At 66.7% G+C, this 17,129-nt stretch carries 11 protein-coding genes; 5 read left to right on the forward strand and 6 right to left on the reverse strand.

The window, feature by feature from the left end; translation table 11 throughout:
* Positions 1-229: 229 nt before the first annotated feature.
* From AB2385_RS14790 to AB2385_RS14800, 3 genes are all read right to left on the reverse strand, one after another.
* Positions 230-1,093, reverse strand: coding sequence for a PHP domain-containing protein (locus tag AB2385_RS14790; RefSeq protein ID WP_367655780.1), 864 nt, complete (start codon positions 1,091-1,093; stop codon positions 230-232).
* Positions 1,094-1,104: 11 nt separating this feature from the next.
* Positions 1,105-2,556 (reverse strand): PTS transporter subunit EIIC, encoded by a 1,452-nt coding sequence (locus tag AB2385_RS14795; protein WP_367655781.1) that lies wholly within the window; start codon positions 2,554-2,556, stop codon positions 1,105-1,107.
* A gap of 326 nt (positions 2,557-2,882) precedes the next feature.
* Complete coding sequence (locus AB2385_RS14800) at positions 2,883-5,264, reverse strand: ATP-dependent helicase (RefSeq protein ID WP_367655782.1); 2,382 nt, start codon at positions 5,262-5,264, stop codon at positions 2,883-2,885.
* A gap of 277 nt (positions 5,265-5,541) precedes the next feature.
* Between AB2385_RS14800 and AB2385_RS14805 the strand changes: the two genes are divergently transcribed.
* Complete coding sequence (locus AB2385_RS14805; RefSeq protein WP_367655783.1) at positions 5,542-6,147, forward strand: 50S ribosomal protein L25; 606 nt, start codon at positions 5,542-5,544, stop codon at positions 6,145-6,147.
* Positions 6,148-6,427: 280 nt separating this feature from the next.
* On the opposite strand, the gene AB2385_RS14810 is transcribed toward AB2385_RS14805, so the two are convergent.
* The 3 genes from AB2385_RS14810 to AB2385_RS14820 form a co-directional block, all read right to left on the reverse strand.
* Positions 6,428-7,270 carry a restriction endonuclease gene (locus tag AB2385_RS14810; protein WP_367655784.1) on the reverse strand — a complete coding sequence of 281 codons (843 nt, stop codon included), beginning with the start codon at positions 7,268-7,270 and terminating at the stop codon, positions 6,428-6,430.
* 169 nt (positions 7,271-7,439) lie between these two features.
* Positions 7,440-9,971 carry a hypothetical protein gene (locus tag AB2385_RS14815; protein ID WP_367655785.1) on the reverse strand — a complete coding sequence of 844 codons (2,532 nt, stop codon included), beginning with the start codon at positions 9,969-9,971 and terminating at the stop codon, positions 7,440-7,442.
* Positions 9,956-11,854, reverse strand: coding sequence for a DUF2357 domain-containing protein (locus tag AB2385_RS14820; RefSeq protein WP_367655786.1), 1,899 nt, complete (start codon positions 11,852-11,854; stop codon positions 9,956-9,958). Before AB2385_RS14820 ends, AB2385_RS14815 begins: the two co-directional genes overlap by 16 nt.
* 281 nt (positions 11,855-12,135) lie before the next feature.
* Here AB2385_RS14820 and AB2385_RS14825 point away from each other — a divergent pair, with 281 nt between their 5' ends.
* The 4 genes from AB2385_RS14825 to AB2385_RS14840 all read left to right on the forward strand — a co-directional run.
* Positions 12,136-12,471 (forward strand): hypothetical protein, encoded by a 336-nt coding sequence (locus AB2385_RS14825; RefSeq protein ID WP_367655787.1) that lies wholly within the window; start codon positions 12,136-12,138, stop codon positions 12,469-12,471.
* Between the two features lie 106 nt (positions 12,472-12,577).
* Positions 12,578-13,183 (forward strand): hypothetical protein, encoded by a 606-nt coding sequence (locus AB2385_RS14830; protein WP_367655788.1) that lies wholly within the window; start codon positions 12,578-12,580, stop codon positions 13,181-13,183.
* Between the two features lie 76 nt (positions 13,184-13,259).
* Positions 13,260-16,883 carry a helicase-related protein gene (locus tag AB2385_RS14835; RefSeq protein ID WP_367655789.1) on the forward strand — a complete coding sequence of 1,208 codons (3,624 nt, stop codon included), beginning with the start codon at positions 13,260-13,262 and terminating at the stop codon, positions 16,881-16,883.
* Between the two features lie 133 nt (positions 16,884-17,016).
* The coding region (locus tag AB2385_RS14840) for a DUF1156 domain-containing protein (protein ID WP_367655790.1) at positions 17,017-17,129 on the forward strand (113 nt) is incomplete at its 3' end.

The raw sequence follows: 17,129 nt of genomic DNA on the forward strand, positions 1-17,129 counted from the left end.
ATCCGTCCGGAAGGGAACGCACCCACGAACCGGTTCCGGCTCCTCCAGGACGAAGGGCGGTCACGGTGCTGGAACGGTTGCTCGACCTGATCGGCCGCTAGACGACGCAGCCCGACGCCATGAACAGGCGTCGGGCTGCTTGTATTGTCGCGATCCGTGGCCGCACTGCCCGGTCGACCGGACGCTGCAGGCTGACGGCCGCACCCTCCGCAGGACCCGGCGGGGCAGACTAGATGTTCCACCCCTCAAGATACGCTTCCGGAATCCGCAGCTGGCCCCGGCCGGTGCCCAGGGCGTAGTCGGGCTTGCGGCTGCCGTGGTAGTCCGTGCCGCCGCACTTCAGCAGGTGATGCTCCTCGCAGAACCGCTCGAGGTCCGCGACCTGCTCCGGCGTGAAGGCGGAGTGGGCGCACTCGACGCCGTCGAGCCCGAAGCGCTGCACGATCTCCCACAGCTCGGCCCGGAACTCCTGCGCGTGGGCGTAGATGTAGAGGTGGGCCAGGAAGGCGAGGCCGCCGCTGCGGTGGATCATGTCCACGGCCGTCTGCAGGTCGGGGTAGAGGGGCGACTGGTCCACGTAGAGGCGGCTGGCCGGGTTGTAGATCTCCTGCCGGGTGAAGGCCCGGGAGCTCTCCCACGCCTCGTCGCTGCTGAAGAGGCGGCGGTTGCGGGGGTCCTCCCTCAGCTGAGCCAGCACGGCTTTCCGGGACGACTCCTTCTTCGGGTCGAACACCACCCTGGCCGGATCGAAGACGGCTCCGGCCTTCTGCAGGGCCGCGCAGATGAGCGCGAACTCCCGCTTCTGCTTCTCCTCGAAGGAGAGGACGTGGCGGCTGAGCTCGTCCTCCATCACCTCCAGGGCAAAGCCGTAACCCAGCACCTCGATGACCTCGCCCTGGTACATGCAGGTGATTTCCACGCCCGGGATCAACCGGCCCCGGTACGCCCGAACGGCCTGGGTCCGGTACGCGGCGACCGTGTTGTGGTCGGTGATCGAGATGGCGCTGAGGCCGATCTCCTGCGCCTTCTGCAGCAGGACCTCGGGCGGATCGGCGCCGTCAGAGAAGCACGTGTGGGTGTGCAGATCGATCATGGCCAGTACCCCTAGACGCTCGCTACATCCTCATCGGGGATCGCAAAGTAGGTGATCACCGCACCGGCCGCGTACGAGATCAGGATGCCGATCACGTAGTTCAGCACGTGCTCCGGCATCACGTGGGTCGCCGCCAGAATGCCCGAGGGGCTGAAAGCGGTGCTCATGACGCCCTTCAGCATCACGTACGCGCCGCCGAAACCGGCGCCCAGGCCCGCGGTGATGAACGGCTTCATCATCGGCAGGGTAACGCCGTAGATCAGCGGCTCGCCGATGCCCAGGATGCCGGCGGGGAGCGCACCGGCGATCACCTGGTTCAGCCGGTCGTTGTGCACCCGCTTTGCCTTGATGTAGAGGGCGATCGCAGCGCCCACCTGGCCGGCGCCCGCCATGGCCACCGCCGGGAAGAGGGTGATGCCGCCCAGCGATTCCAGCTGCAGCGTGTAGAACGGGATGAGACCGCGGTGCAGGCCCAGCAGGACCAGCGGCAGGAAGGTGGCGGCCAGCACGTAACCGGTGATGGCGCTGACGATCGGGTTCGTCGAGTTCAGGAACAGGTTCAGGAAGGCGGAGAGGCCGTTGGAGATCCAGCCGGTGATCGGCATCACGACCAGCACGAAGGCCGGCATGGCGATCAGCATGGAGATCACGGGGCTGAAGGAGACGTCGAGCACCTCGGGCATCCACTTGTGGACCCACTTGTCGATCTGCGCCAGGATCCAGACGCCCAGGACCACGCCGATGATGCCGCCGGCGCCGGTGGCCAGGATCGAGTTGTTCACCACGTCGGCGTTGTACCAGCCGAGGGTCTTGGAGATGGTGTCGACGACGCTGTTGAGGGAGGCGGCGCCGATCATGCCGCCCAGCATCTCGTTCACGCCGAACTGCTTGGCGGAGCGGACGCCGGTGAAGATGGCGAGGTAGCTGAGGAAGGCGTTACCGATAAGGACGATGACGTTATAGATGACGAGCATGACCATGCCGTCAGGCAGGGTCCCGTTGTCCATCATGATCTTGAGCAGCTTGCCGAGGCCGTTGCAGATACCGGAGGCGATGAAGGCCGGGATCATGGGGGTGAAGATGTCGGCCAGCACCCGCACCTGCTTGATCAGCTCGGTGTGCTTCTGCCGGCTCTTGACCGCCGCCTTGTTGGCCTGCCAGTCGCCGATGCGCTGCCCCGGGGCCTGCCCCTGACCGGGCTTCTGCTCCCGGATGCCCATCTGCCGGGTGCAGATCTCCATGATCTCGCGGACCTTGCCCGGGCCGAGGACCACCTGGATGTAGGTCGGCTCGTCGGCCACCACACCGAGCACGCCCTTGGTGGCCTTCAGGCCGGCCAGATCGACCTTCGCCGGGTCCTGGATGTTGGTGCGGATGCGGGTCATGCAGTTCTCCATCGTGAGGATGTTCTCTTTGCCGCCGAGTAACTCGATGATGCGCGCTGCAAGCTGCTCGTTGGTCATTTTGGATCCTCCATTTCGAATCTAGCTGGCACTTTGGGTACAACTGGAGTCCGATGCTTACGCTGTCTCTCAACCGGGACGTCATCCATGGTCAGTCCGATTCGATCCTCGCGGGATATCCCCCCAATCAGCACTGAAAATCCGGCAATTACGGTTCTACTCCGCTCGCCCATCGCCTTCGCTGCCCTTACATTTCGCTCGCAGAAAAAATGTTCCGAAGACAGGAAGCGGGCGCCCATAGGGACCGGCCTTGTGGCTCGATGGCGCCGCGGTCCCCAAGCCCCGGCGGGCCCGGGCGCATCACCCGGCCGTGCGGACCGGAACCTTCATCTTCTCGCTCTTCGCACCAGGCGTCCCTGAACGCAGGCGCTCAGGCAGAACAGCTTCGCCTCACCGGTCTTGCGGAAGCGGATCTCCACCAGGTCGCCCTCCGCGTCCACCCACTCGATCACGCCCTCGCCGAACCGCCTGTGCCAGCAGACGATGCCGGGGGCGTAGTCTTCCTTCGGAAGCACCGGCGGCAGGAAATCCGGGCCGGACTCGGTGCACCGGGCTTGAAGCGGTGCAGGGTCGCCTTGCACCGCCGCACTGCCGGCCCCGGGCTCCGGGAGGACGGGTTCCGGTTCCGACTGACGTGCCTGGCGTCCCCCGGGCGGCACGGCGTGCTCCGGCTTCCGGAATGCCGTCGCCAATCGCACCCAGGGCCTGGGGAGACGCTTCTGTGCGGGAGGCGGTGGGGGCGTCCAGATGCCGGCCTCGATGACGAACCGGGAGGGGGGCGCGTCGGCGCCCAGGAGTTGCTTTGGGGCGCTGATCGTGAGCACATTCCTCGCCCGGGTCATGCCCACATAGAAGAGCCGGCGTTCCTCCTCCAGCGCTGCCGGGTCGCCGCTGTCGAGCGTGCGCCGGTGCGGGATGGCCCCCTCCACCGCCGACAGCAGCCAGACCTCGTCCCACTCCAGCCCCTGTGCGGCGTGAAGCGACGCCAGCGTGACCGCCGGGACGGCCGGATCGTCGGTGTAGGCGGTGCTCCGCTGGTCAGCGCGGTCGGGACCCCGGGCTTGGGTGCGGCCACCGTCCGTCTCCCGGGCCGTGCGCCGGTCGCGGCCGCCTGTGGCGGTGTCGTCGGCGTCCCCCCGGAGCTCCTCCCGGGAGGCCAGGTCCACGTAGACCCGGGCGCTCTCGTCGGGCGCGGGGATCTGCTCCAGGGCGCTCAGCACCGCGCCCGCCTCCACCGGGTCGCTCCCCGACCAGGCGCAGTACTGCCGGATGTAGTCGTCGTAGCCCATCTCTTCCCGGATGAAGCGGATCGCCCGCCCGGCCGGCGTCTGCCGCAGCCCCTGCAACTGCTCCCGCAGGCGGCGCACCTCGAAGGCGCCCACGGCGGTGACCCGCTCCGCCAGCCAGTCCAGCGCCGCGGGGGGCCTCACGTTCGCCTGCTGCAGCGCCTGCACCAGGTCCTTCGAAATCCCGGTCCGGACCGGACGGCGCAGCACCCGGGCGATCTCCTCCAGGCTGGCCTCGCCGTAAGCCCAGCGGAGGTAGGCCAGCACGTCCCGGGCCATCCAGCGGGTGAACGGGTTGGGCCGCCCGCCGACTACCCGGTAGGGGATGCCCTCCCGGTCCAGCCGGTTCATCAGGGGGTAGGCGAGCAGGTGCGTCCGGTAGAGCACCGCCAGGCTGCGCGGGTCCGCCCCGGCCGCCAGCCGCTCCCGGAGGGCGGTGGTGATCGTCTCCGCCTCGTCGGCGGCGTCGTCGGGCCGGATGAAGACGGGCGGCTGCCCCGGCGGCCGTTCGGCCTCGAACCGCTTGGCGAAGCGGCGGGCGTTGGCCGCGATCAGCCTCGCCGCCGGCTCCACGATCGCGGCGGTGGAGCGGAAGTTCCGGCTGAGCCTGAGCTGGGCGCAGCCGGGAAAGCGACGGGGAAAGTCCAGCATGAAGGAGGGGGAGGCGCCGCGCCAGCCGTAGATGGCCTGGTCGTCGTCGCCCACCACCATGATGTTCTCCCCGGCGGGGATCAGGAGCTGCAGGAAGTCCCACTGCAGCGCGTTGGTGTCCTGGAACTCGTCCACCAGCAGGTGCCGGATCTGCGCCACCAGCCCCTGCCTGCGCCGGGGATCCTCCCGGAGCAGGTCGCGGGCCAGCACGATCAGGTCGTCGAAGTCCACGAGTCCCCGCTCGGCCTTCAGCTCGCCGTAGCGGGCCCAGATCCGGCGGAACCGGTCGGGGTCGCACGTGGCAGGACGGAACCGGTCCAGCGGCACCTGCGCCCCGGCGAGAAAGGCGAAGTCGGTGAGCAGGGTGTCCACCGACGGCTGGTCCGCATTCAGTTCGAACTCGCGCAGCAGCTGTCCGGCCATCGCCTTCTGTCCGCGCTCGTCCAAGACGTTCGGCCGTCCCCGGGCGGCCTTCACGATCTGGTACGCCAGCCCGTGGTAGGTGAAGAGGCGGACCTGCCGGGCCAGGGCGGGCGGGATCAGCCGGGCGAGGCGGGCCTTCATCTCGGCCGCCGCGGCGCGGGTGAAGGTGATGCCCAGGATCGCCTCAGGGGCCACGCCCCGGAGGACCAGATAACCCATGCGGTGGGTCAGCGCCCGGGTCTTGCCGCTTCCGGGGCAGGCGATGACCACGGCGGGCCCGTCCGCATGGGTCACGACGCGACGCTGCTCTTCCGTCAGGTCGTTCAGGGAGAAGGGGATGGAGGTCAATCGGGGGTTCACCTGCCGATGGTGTCATCAGGGGGATTATGCCACACTTGGAGCGCCCGAGGTAGTGCACTGCGCCAAGTGGCGGTGGGAGGGGCCAGGGCCTCCCCGGAGGGGCGCAGGACTTGAGGCGGCCGAGGGAGTGGGCCCATGTCGGACGGATTTGGCGGACGATGAACACTTCCTGCGCCACCGCCGGATACGGTGTTTATTATTTATGTGGGGGTGTTCCGGGCGAGCCGGAGCGCCTGCCAGATCATGTGAACAGGAGGGATCGACGATGAGTGCAGTGTTGCAGTTGGAGGCGCGGCCCCGGGGCACCGGTTCCCGGGCAAGCCGGCGGCTGCGGCGGGCCGGGTTCGTGCCGGGCATCATCTACGGTCCCGGCGTGCAGCCGCTGGCCGTCAGCGTGCGCACGACCCAGGTGGAGCGGCTGGTCGACCGGCACGGCCGCGGCCACCTCATCCACATCCAGGTGGAAGGGGAAGCCAACCCCCGCCCGGTGGTGATCAAGGAGCTGCAGCGGGACATCCTGACCGAACAGCTGGTTCACGTGGACTTCCTGCAGGTCGACGCCGGCCGGACCATCACCCTCACGGTGCCGATCGTCGTCGTGGGGGAGGACCTGGCGAAGCGCCGGGGCCTGGTGCCCGTCCAGGAGTTGGACGAGGTGGAGATCGAGTGCCGGCCCACGGCGATTCCGGAGGCCATTACCCTGGACGTCTCGGGGGTGACGGAGCCCGGGCCGGTGACGGTGGCCGACCTCTCCGTTCCGTCCGGCGTGAAGGTGCTGGAGGACGCGAATACGGTCGTGGCCACCTTCACCGTGATCGGCGGTGCCGCGGAAGTGCAGGAGGAAGCGGCCTCTGCCGAGCCGTCGGCGTGAGGGTTATCGGATGGAACCGGGGTACCCCCTGGGCGGGGTGCCCTGGTTTTTTCGCAGTCTCTGTGGGAGGCGTTGGAGTACGCCTCCGGTTTGCTGGTCAGGGGTCCGGTGAGACGGCGGGAGTCCAGGTGATGTCGGGGTTGACTGGCGGGACGCAGCGGAGGACGGAGTAACCCATGCGGACGAAGGACCGGGGGCTCGCCGCTTGCCGGGCAGGCGATGACGACAGTCGGTCCTTCCGCATGGGTTACGACGCACTGTTACTCTGCGGTGAGGTCGGCTAGGACTCGTCCTCGAAGATGGTATCCAGCCGGTCAAAATAAAGCTCCAGAGGCCTGCGCTCCACGCCGAACCCCGTTCGGATCATGATGTCGACGATCATCTCGCCGTTGATCAGCACGATGGGAACGGCACCCCGCTTGATCGAGGCGTCCATGGCGTCCTTGGTGAAGTCGGAGGTTGTAAAGAAGATGCCCTGCTCGAAGTCGCCGGAGATGGCGCCGCGGAACTTGTCGATCTCCGGCCGTCCGATGTTGCCCTCCCAACGCTTGCACTGGAACGCGACGCGCATGGTGGCGAGACCGACGCGCAGACGACCGTAACCGTCGATGCCACCGTCACCGCTCTTGGACGTGACTTTCACGTCTACAAATCCGTACGCACGTAGCAGTTTCTGTGCGAACACCTCAAACTGATAGGGATCAAGTTCGCTCAGTCGCTCCAGCAGCTGGCGGCGGAAATCCCGCTCGTACGCCTCGTGCAGATCAACCAGCGTGGGCCCGGACGAGACTGTGGGCCCGACAGCAGTTTCCGGCACAGGCCCGGCCGATACCTGGTCGGCCTGGCTCTTCTCAATCCGTTCCCGGCCGGCGTCCGTAATGCGCCAGACCCCCCACGCCGGGCTGTCCATCTGTCCCTTCTTGATCAAGTTCAGCCTTGCCCAGCGTACGCGGTTAATCCACTTGAACTCGCCGGAGGGAAGCGTTTCGGTTGCTTCTGCTTCCGTCATGCTGGTCAACCGCTTCCTGACGACGGGGTACACATCCTTTGTCTCGGCCTGTCCGCCAAGTTCTATGAGTGCCTCCAGCAGGGGGCGCTCACATTCGGTTGGGGTGGGAATCACGCGATGACCTCCCTGCTCAGGTGGAGTGTGACCGATCCCCTAGTTTTTCGACGGTGATTCCTGTTTGCCCTGGTTCCGGGCGAAGTGGTCCGGCGGGACTTGCAGGAACCTGACCGCGGCGCATGGCCGCGGTGGAGGGCCTGGGGTATCCGGTTGGGAGCGGCCGACGTCAGGAGAACCGGGTGTGGCCGGCCGTCCTTGCCCGCTCCAGCATCTGCGCAGCCTTGGCGTGCGTGCGCTCGAACCGGTCGCCGGCCCAGTCCATTACCGCCTCCAGCGGGGCCTTCACCCGGTGGAGGGGCCCGTGGAACTTGGGCAACACCTTCATCATCACCGCGGCGTCAAACGCCTCGTCCTCCGTCAGGGCGTCACGTAGCGGCGATTCCCGCAGAGCGGCCATGAAAGCCAGGATCTCGTCCACCACCCGGTAGCCGAAGCCCAAGTCGTGGGGGAGCAGCGCCTGGTTGAGCTCGTCCAGGCGGTCGACGTACTCCCTGCGGCCGCGCCCCCAGGCGGCCACGTCGGCCTTGGTGATCTGGGCGAACCGCCCTTGCCGGGTGAAGTCGGCGAGGAGCGCCTCGTCCACCCCGTCGACCTCCGAGGGTGGGGGCTCCACCGCAGACGGATAGTCCGTCAGGTCGACCTCCTTCACTTCGATGGTGAACGCCCGGTCCAGGACCTTCGGGCTGAAGGCGAAAGTGGTCTCGTCAACGTTGACGGTGCCCACGAAGTAGAGGTTGGGCGGGAGCCGGAGCGTGGGGGGCACCCGGAGGCCGCCAGCGGCCATCACGTCGCCTGCCTGGCCGTGGAGGTAAATCTCGCCCCGGGTGAAGCCGTCCTCGCGGCGGCCGGACTCGAGCACGCTGAGCACGTCGGCCAGGTAGTACTCCACCCGGGCCAGGTTCATCTCGTCCAGCACTACGATGTAGGGGCGGACCGGCTCTTCCGGCAGTTCGCCCTCGGCCGCCTCATCATCCCCGCAAGCCGCAGCGCCGGCCACTCCGTCCTGCGGCTGGATCGCGGCGCCAGACCGGCCCGTCCCGCCGCCTTTCCGCCTGTGCTGGTCGTACGCGGCCGCCAGCTCCACCACCGCGGTGAAGGCGGCGCCGTCCGAACGGTCGAGGCCCAGGTCCGGCATGAGCTTGTCGCACGCATGCGCCAGGACCTCCCAGGCGTGCTCCAGGTGCCGGAACTCGGCCTCATCGGACTTGCTGCTGATGGCCACGTTCGGGTATCCGAAGGCCCGACAGGCGGACCGCAACTTCGCCTTCTCGGCCACGGCCGGCACGCGGTGCGGCTCCAGGGTGGCCAGGGCCCGGATGACGCGGACGCGCAGTGGCACGTCAACACCTGCAGACTGCAGGATCTTCAGCGCCCCGAGGGCCCGCTGGGCGAGGGTCAGGGAGCCGTCGGCCAGCCACTCCGTGGCCCGGCGGAGGGTCTCCGCGTCCACGCGCATCGTCCCCGGCGGCCGCAGGCTGCCGATGCCGTTGTGATAGTCCTGCCAGAGGTGGTGTAGCTGGCCGTCGGTCCAGTCCCCGTCACCGATCGCCTGCAGCGCGGCCCGGTGGTGCTGCAGCTGCGTCTGTACCCTGGCCTCCCCCAGCCGGCGGCGGATGTAGCTCTTCAGGTCCTCGCTGGGGGCCGGGGTCCGAGCGCCGCCATACTCCTCGGCCGCGGCGAGCAGGAAGCGCAGGAAGCGGGTGGCGGCGTACTCTTCCGTCACCGGGTTCCAGTAGCCCAGCAGGCCGGTGTTGTCCCGCCAGTCGGGCTTCACCGGCTCCAGCAGGAAGTGGTCGTCGTCCAGGCCGAGGGCGGCGGCGAACTCCTGGGCCAGCTTGGTCTTACCCGTGCCCGAGAGGCCGGAGAGGATGACGAAACCCTTGGCCTTGAGCGCGGCGTAGAAGGTGGCCACCTGCTCGGGGCTGAAGCGGTAGCCCCGGTGGAGGAGCCGCTCGTGGAGGCTGCGGGCGGTGCCGGCCGCAGGCGGCGCAGCCGGGCGGCGGACTGCCGCGGGGGCGCCCGCCTCGGGCTGGCTCGTCCGGTCCTGGTGGGGCGCGGCGCCGGGGGTTGCGGACAGTTCCGGCAGCAGGCGGTCCAGCGCAGCGGTGGCGGCGGTGAGCAGGCCGGCGATGGTCTCGGCCAACTCCGTCCCGGTGCCGGACCAGCCGGAGGGCACGAACCGGCGGCCCAGGATGCCGTGCTCGCCGCACTCGTGCCGATCGAACCAGCGGGGCTCCTCGCCCCAGGCCTCCGTGAGGAAGGACCGGGCCGCAGCGAGCTCGCCCCCCGGCTTGCCGGTCCACCAGACCAGGCCGACGAAGATCCTCCCCGGGGTGAAGCGGAGGTCGTCCTGCGTTTCCAGCGCGATGCGCACGACGAGCCGGATTGGGTCCTGGCTGCCGTATGAGAGGGTGACCCGTTCGAAGGGTGCAAACTCCTCGTTTCCGAACGCCTTAAAGCGGAGCACCATTCCGCCTGCCGAGAACTCCGGCGTTTCCTCGTAGTACCGGATGTGTTCTGGACCGACCAGATACTTCCGCAGGGCCCCGTTCTCGATCTCGCGCCACCGCTCCTCGGGCACGCCCCGCTGCCGCAGGAAATCCCGCACGCAGTCCAGGGTGAAGCGCCGGACCAGGGCGATGGCCTCGGGGGCCTCCAGGGCGGTGCCGGACTGCCAGACCGTCAGGAAATCGGGCACGGCTCACTACCTCCTTCGGGCCGGAGCGGGAGCGCCCCGACCCCTTCGAAGTCGCCGAAAATCAGCTCGTGCAGCGTCACGTCCGTGCGCCGGCAGCGGGTGCGCCGATCGTAGAAGACCGCCTGGTGGCCGGGATAGAGGGCCACCGCGGCCCGTACCCCCAGGGCGTCGCGGTAGGTGTGCATCTTGTAGAGGTCCGCCGCCTGGGGCGACGCCTCGGCCTGCGCCGGCTCCTCCAGTTCCGGGCGGGGGGCGTCCAGCCGGAACTTGGCGTCCAGCACCAGGGGGACGCCCCCGGGACCAGCAAGGGTGAAGTCCGGCCGCAGCCCCAGGCTGTAGCTCTCCCGGCCGCCCCGGGCGGGGAGGTTGAAGACCAGGCGCCACTTGCCGTCGCCGAAGCAGGCGGCCGTGCGCCAGTCGAGGCCGCCGGTGTCGTCCGCCCGCAGTTCCAGCCGGGGCGGGCCCAGCGCGGGAGCCAGGAGGCCGACGAGGTGGAAGAAGCACCAGTACTCGTAGAGGGTGGCCACGTCCCGGGCGGCGATGGCCCGGTCGAGGCCGTGGCCGAAGGGGGAGCGGCTCAGCAGGAACTCGGGGTAGAGGGCCCAGAGCTCCCGGTAACCATCCTTGCCGTAGAGCACCGTGGACTGCTCGGGCAGGTGGACCAGCTCGCCCACCTCATCCCACCAGGGCCAGGCGAGGGCCTCGTCCAGGTGGTGTGCCAGGGCGGTGAGTTCTGCCCGGAGCCCCGGCGTACCCGCCTGGTCGGCCTGCTGTTCGCTCTGCGCGCCTTCGCTGGCCGGCGGGCCATCCGGACTGGTAGGGATCGACCCTGGCGGGTCGCCGGCCAGGGGACCGGCGGCCCTGGGATCCGTCTGCCCGATGCCGTTACCCTGGGGTATGGGCGCACGGAACGCTTCGGGGTCGGTCTGAATCGGGGAGTCTTCCTGTGAAGCGCTGTTGCCCGGGGGGTCAGGCGCACTGGCAGTCTCGGTTCCAACGGTGCCGGCCGCCCGGAGAGGTCGCTGTCCGGCACCGTACTTGTCGAGCAGGGCGAGGGCGCTGTCCAGGGACTGGCGCACGGCGAGCAGAAAGTGGCGGGCGAACCGGTTCTCGTGGGTGTCGAAGGTCTCCTCGGCCCGCTCCTGCAGCAGCCGCTCGGGCAGCACCGCCTGGCCAGCGAGTTGGAACCACCCGCCGCTCCGCCGGGTGACCGCCCAGGTGTCTGGGTGCGTGAGGCCCCAGCGCAGGGCCGCGCCGTCCAGCCGGGTGGCCATGGCGACCGGGCGGACCAGCTCCTCCCGGGTGAGGACCCGGTGGGGGCTACGGCCGACGGCCTCCACCGCCGCGGTGAGGGTGCGGCTGTGATGACGGAGGTAGTGGAGGGTGAAGAGGGGCGACGGCGGCCCGGCATGGGGAAGGGTGGCGTGGGCGGTGGCGCCGCTCAGGGCGAAGGGAAGGGTGAGCAGACGCTCCGTGACCTGCCGGACCATGCTCCGGTAGAGCTGGGGGTAGCTGTTGAGGCGCTCCCCGGCCAGCTTGCGGCTGATGACTTCCACGGGGAGGTCGGGGACCGGCACGCCGCCCAGGCAGATGCGGGACGCGCCGAGGGCGTTCTCGTAACGGAAGACGTAGACGCCGTCTGAGACGGGGCGTACGACCTGGTCGCCCACGCGGAGGGTGATGCCCGGAAGGGGCGGCGACACCCTCAGCCGGTACTGGATCCACTCCCAGAGGAGGAAGGGGGAGCAGCCGGGCAGGGCGTCCGCCAGGTCGGGACGGTACGCCGGCGCCGCCGATGCAGGGCCGCTGTGCTGGTCGAGGATGACGGTGACGACGGGGGACTCGTAGACGAATGCGCCTTCCCGGTACTGCCAGCCGGGCACGGGGGTCACCTCCTGCGTGGGTGTTACGAGGGTAAGTGTTCAGGAGAGGGGTGGAAAATCCTTCGCGGGATAAACGTAAATGTGGGCAGTGACAACATGCTGTCACTGCCCTTTGGTACAATTTACACTGGTGAACTAATGTGCGGGTTGTAACGGTTTTCGCGGAACTAGGCGACGGAGTGACCCGTCGATGGTGACGCTGTCTGCCAGTCGATGCCAGTGCCCGTCTGTGGACGCCATGCCGGGTAGCACTGCGTTTCCGCATCGAGGGAGGGACGAGGATGACGATCCATGTCGAGGTCTGGCTGGCGGCTGCCAGTCTGCACGAGAAGGGGCGCGAGGTAATGACCACGCGGGAGCTGCAGGATGAGGTCAAGCGCCTGTTTGGCGACGAGCGCTCCAGGGTGGTCACGCACATCACCGCGCGTATGAGCGCGTCGTTACCCAAGGCACACGGGGTTGTCTACAACTACCTCACCCGGGTCGGGCCCGGGACGTACCGGCTCTGCCGAGTCGAGGACCCGGTACACGCCTCTCGCCTGGACCGTCCGCTGTGGCCGGACCAGGCGAAGGTGGACGAGCAGTACTGGCCGCTCTGGCGGAAGTGGGTGGCCTAGCAGCAGGGAGACGGGCCGGCCAGTTAGGTGAACCGCGGCGGACATACAAGGTGCATGGAAGGCGGTCGTCGATTCGGCAGCTGAGCTATTGGAGGTGGACTCTGCCGTGCAGGTCGATAGCATCTGGCAGCACATATCTGATAGGGAGCCGCAGCGTGAAACGCATCGGTCGGGCGGGACAGACATCGACAAGCCCGAGGAAGAGGGAGCGAATGCAGCCCACTATTTGCTCTCGCGGTATCGCGAGGCGATGCTGGAACACCTCCTGATCGGCGAGTTGATGCGGAAGGCGTGGCTGACAAGCTGGCGCAAGCCGCTCGAGGTTTACAAGCCGCAGGTAGACGCCGCCGGGATAGATGTTGTGTTGGTCCGCGCAGGGAAGACTCGGCCAGTGCAGCTGAAGACCTCCAAGGTTGGCGGGAGAACCAGATCGGTGAACGTGCACACAACTTTGTGGGACCGGCCCGGGAGTTGTGTGATCTGGACGTGGTTTGATCCGGAGACACTCGAACTGAAGGAGTTCTTCTGGCTGGGCGAGCCCGGGCAGCCTCTGCCACCGCTAGATGACCTCAAGGTGGCCAAGCATACGAGAGGGAACGCTCAGGGCGAGAAGGGGGATCGCCCAGCACTACGGGTCGTGGAGAAGAAGTGGTTCAAGCGATTGGCTTCGGTGGACGAGTTGTTCAAGGAGTTGTTCGGACCGCTGAGTTGATGGTTGGCATATCTCTCTTCGATAGAAGATAGGCGGTCGATATGTCATCCCACTCCTGAAGGAACCGGACCAACAAATGGCCAAGACAGTGCAGCAGGCACTCTTGACGGCGGATCTGGGGGGAATCCTCTTGATAAAGCTGGAAGACCTTCGACCCAACGCGGTGGTACGTGGCATTCTGCCGGATGCCCTGGTTACGGTCGTTGCCGTACAGTGGTTTGGCTCCGAAGCAGTTGAGCTCACGTACAAGGATGCGGCCGGGCGGGTAGGGAACCTCCTGCTTTATCGTTCCGACGAGGCCCGCCTCGACCTTGTGGAGCAGGGGCGCCCGTGGAGTTTCGATGGGGACGGCGCACTGTTTCGCTTGGTGTCGGAGGCGCAGCGCATCCGGCTCGCCCACCTGTTCGATCCGGTGCTCGCCGTCCATACCTCCATGGTGGAGCCGCTGCCGCACCAGATTACCGCGGTATACGAGTGCATGCTGCCCCGCCAGCCGCTCCGGTTCCTGCTTGCAGACGACCCCGGCGCCGGCAAGACCATCATGGCCGGGCTGTTGATCAAGGAACTGATCGCCCGCGGGGACCTGCAGCGCTGCCTAGTCGTTTGCCCCGGAAACCTGGTCGAGCAGTGGCAAGACGAGCTCTATCGGCGCGTTAACCTTCCGTTCGAGATTCTGACGAACGACAAACTGGAGGCCGCCCGAACGGGCAACTGGTTCCTAGAAAATAACCTTGTGATTGCGCGGCTCGATAAGCTCGCCCGCGACGAGAGCGTTCAGCAGAAACTACAGGCGCCGGAATGCCGGTGGGACCTGATCGTTTGTGACGAGGCCCACAAGATGTCGGCCACCATCTTCGGCGGCGAGGTGAAGTACACCAAGCGCTACCGCTTGGGGCAGCTCCTTTCCACCCTGACCCGGCACTTCCTCCTGATGACCGCCACACCCCACAACGGGAAAGAAGCCGATTTTCAGCTCTTCATGGCGCTGCTGGACGGCGACCGGTTCGAAGGGCGGTTCCGGGACGGTGTACACTCGACAGACGTCTCGGACATGATGCGGCGAATGGTCAAGGAGGATCTGTTGAAGTTCGACGGAACACCGCTTTTCCCCGAACGCATCGCCTACACGGTGCCCTATCGCCTGTCTGAACAGGAAGCCCAGCTTTATAAGGAAGTCACCGAGTATGTCCGTGCCGAGTTCAATCGTGCCGAGGCCCTTCAGAACGAGAAGAGGGCAGGGACGGTGGGCTTTGCACTGACCATCCTGCAGCGTCGACTGGCCTCGTCGCCGGAAGCGATCTACCAGTCGCTCCGCCGCAGGCGCAAGCGCCTGGAGAGTCGCTTGCGGGAGATGCAGCTTCTCTACAGGGGCCGACAGGTTGCAGCGATGCTTCCCGAGGCACCGACGCTTGAGGCCGAAGACATCGAAGACCTCGAGGATGCACCCGAGAGCGAGCTTGCCGAGATCGAGGAGGAGGTCCTCGACCAGGCGACTGCCGCTCGGTCGATCGCCGAACTAGAGGCAGAGATCCAGACGCTCAAACACCTCGAAGAGATGGCCCTCAAGGTCCGGCGTAGCGGTACCGATACGAAATGGCGAGAGCTGGCCAGCTTGCTCGGGGCGATCTTCACCCCCGCTTCCATCTATAACGTTCAGGCGGCCGCCGTTGCCGGTGCAGAGGCTTCGCCTGCCTTCCAGCCGTCGCCGCATCAAAAGCTGGTGATCTTCACTGAGCACCGGGACACCCTCAACTACTTACAGGAGCGCATCACGGCGCTCCTGGGCCGCCCGGAGGCCGTCGTGGTGATCCACGGTGGAATGGGCCGTGAGGAGCGTGCAAAGGCGCAGGAGGCCTTCAAGCATGACCCGCTCGTGCAGGTGTTGATCGCCACGGACGCCGCCGGTGAGGGTATCAACCTGCAGCGGGCGCACCTCATGGTCAACTATGACCTGCCGTGGAACCCGAACCGGCTGGAGCAGCGGTTCGGTCGGATTCACCGCATCGGGCAGACAGAGGTCTGCCACCTGTGGAACCTGGTCGCTGTTGAGACCCGCGAAGGCGACGTCTACCACCGGCTGCTGGAGAAGATCAACGAGGCCCGGAAAGCACTCGGCGGCAAGGTCTTCGACGTGCTCGGCAAACTACAGTTTGAGGGCAAGCCGCTGCGTGACCTTCTCATCGAGGCGATTCGCTATGGCGACCGCCCGGAGGTGAGGGCGCACCTGCAGACCGTTGTGGAGAAGGCGCTGGACCAGAAGAAGCTTCAGGACCTGCTGGAAGAGCGTGCGCTGGTCCGCGACTCCATGGACGTAAGTCGGGTGCGTCGCATCCGGGAGGACATGGAGCGGGCCGAGGCGCGCCGGCTGCAGCCCCACTACATCGAATCCTTCTTCCTCGAGGCGTTCAAGCGCCTGGGCGGAAGCGTGAAGCAACGTGAGCCTAGGCGATATGAGCTGACTTACGTCCCTGCGGTGATACGCAACAGGGACAGGATGATCGGAGTCGGCGACCCTGTCCTACCGCGCTACGAGCGGATTGTCTTTGAGAAGGAGCTGGTGGCTCCGCCTGGCCAGCCTCTGGCCGCTTTCATTTGCCCCGGTCACCCGTTGCTGGACGCGGTGATCGACCTGACCCTAGAGCGCAACCGGGATCTACTGAAGCGGGGAACGGTACTGGTAGATGAGCGGGATCCGGGCATTGAGCCCCGGGTGGTGTTTACGATCGAGCATGCAATCCAGGACGCCAGCCTCACCCGTACCGGCGAACACCGAGTAGTCTCCAAACGACTGCTTTACGTGGAGATGTCTGCGGACAGCACGGCGCGTCACCTGCATTATGCGCCTTACCTCGATTACCGGCCGCTATCCGAGGACGAGCCGAGTGTGGAGGAGATCCTGGCGCGACCGGAATGTGCCTGGATCAGCCGGGACTTGGAGAAGGCGGCACTCGGCTACGCTATTGCCAAGGTGGTGCCAGAGCACCTTGAAGAGGTCCGCAGGCCGAGGCTTGAACTGATCGAGAAGACACGTGCAGCAGTGAAGGACCGGCTGGTCAAGGAGATCAACTACTGGGATCACCGAGCCGAGGAGCTGAAGCTCCAGGAGAAGGCCGGCAAGCTCAACGCCCGGTTGAACTCGGCAGAGGCTCGCAAGCGAGCAGACCAGTTGCAGGCGCGGCTCCAGAAGCGGCTGGAGGAGCTAAAGCTCGAGGAACAGCTCTCGCCAAAGCCGCCAGTGGTACTGGGGGGATTCCTGGTAGTGCCCGCCGGGCTGTTGGCCCGGATGACGGGCGGGGAGACGGCGCCCGTGGTTACCGCCGATACGCAGGCAGTTGCCGCACGGGCTCGGGCCATCGTAATGGAGATTGAGCGAAGCCTGGGTTACGAACCGGTGGACCGGGAGTTTGAGCGCCTGGGCTATGACATCGAGAGCCGGGTGCCCGGCACGGGGAAGCTGCGGTTCATCGAGGTGAAGGGCCGGGTCGCAGGCGCGGAGACGATTACGGTGACCCGGAACGAGATCCTGTACTCGCTCAACAAGCCCGATGACTACATTTTGGCGATTGTCGAGTTCTTGGATGATGGTGGGCACCGTGTTCACTACGTCCGCAGGCCTTTCCAGCGAGAGCCAGATTTCGGGGTGACGAGCGTGAATTACGATCTTGCGGAGTTACTGGCTCGGGCAGGAGAGCCCAGGTGAACGCCGGGTTCCAGGGTACTCTACGCCATAGCCAGAATTTTCGAGAGACCCGCTGTCCAGTGCTGATAGCAATCTTGCATGTTAGCGAGTGACGTCGGAGCGTGCTGAAAACACTGCAGAGTAAAGGAGTTGCATGCTAAACGTGAACACAAACAAAAAGAAACTAATTGAAGTGGCCCTACCACTCGAGGCCATCAACAAGGCTTCGGTGAGGGAGAAGTCGATTCGACATGGCCACCCTAGTAC

Source organism: Symbiobacterium sp. (assembly GCF_040797425.1).
In the GTDB taxonomy this organism is placed as follows: domain Bacteria; phylum Bacillota; class Sulfobacillia; order Symbiobacteriales; family Symbiobacteriaceae; genus Symbiobacterium.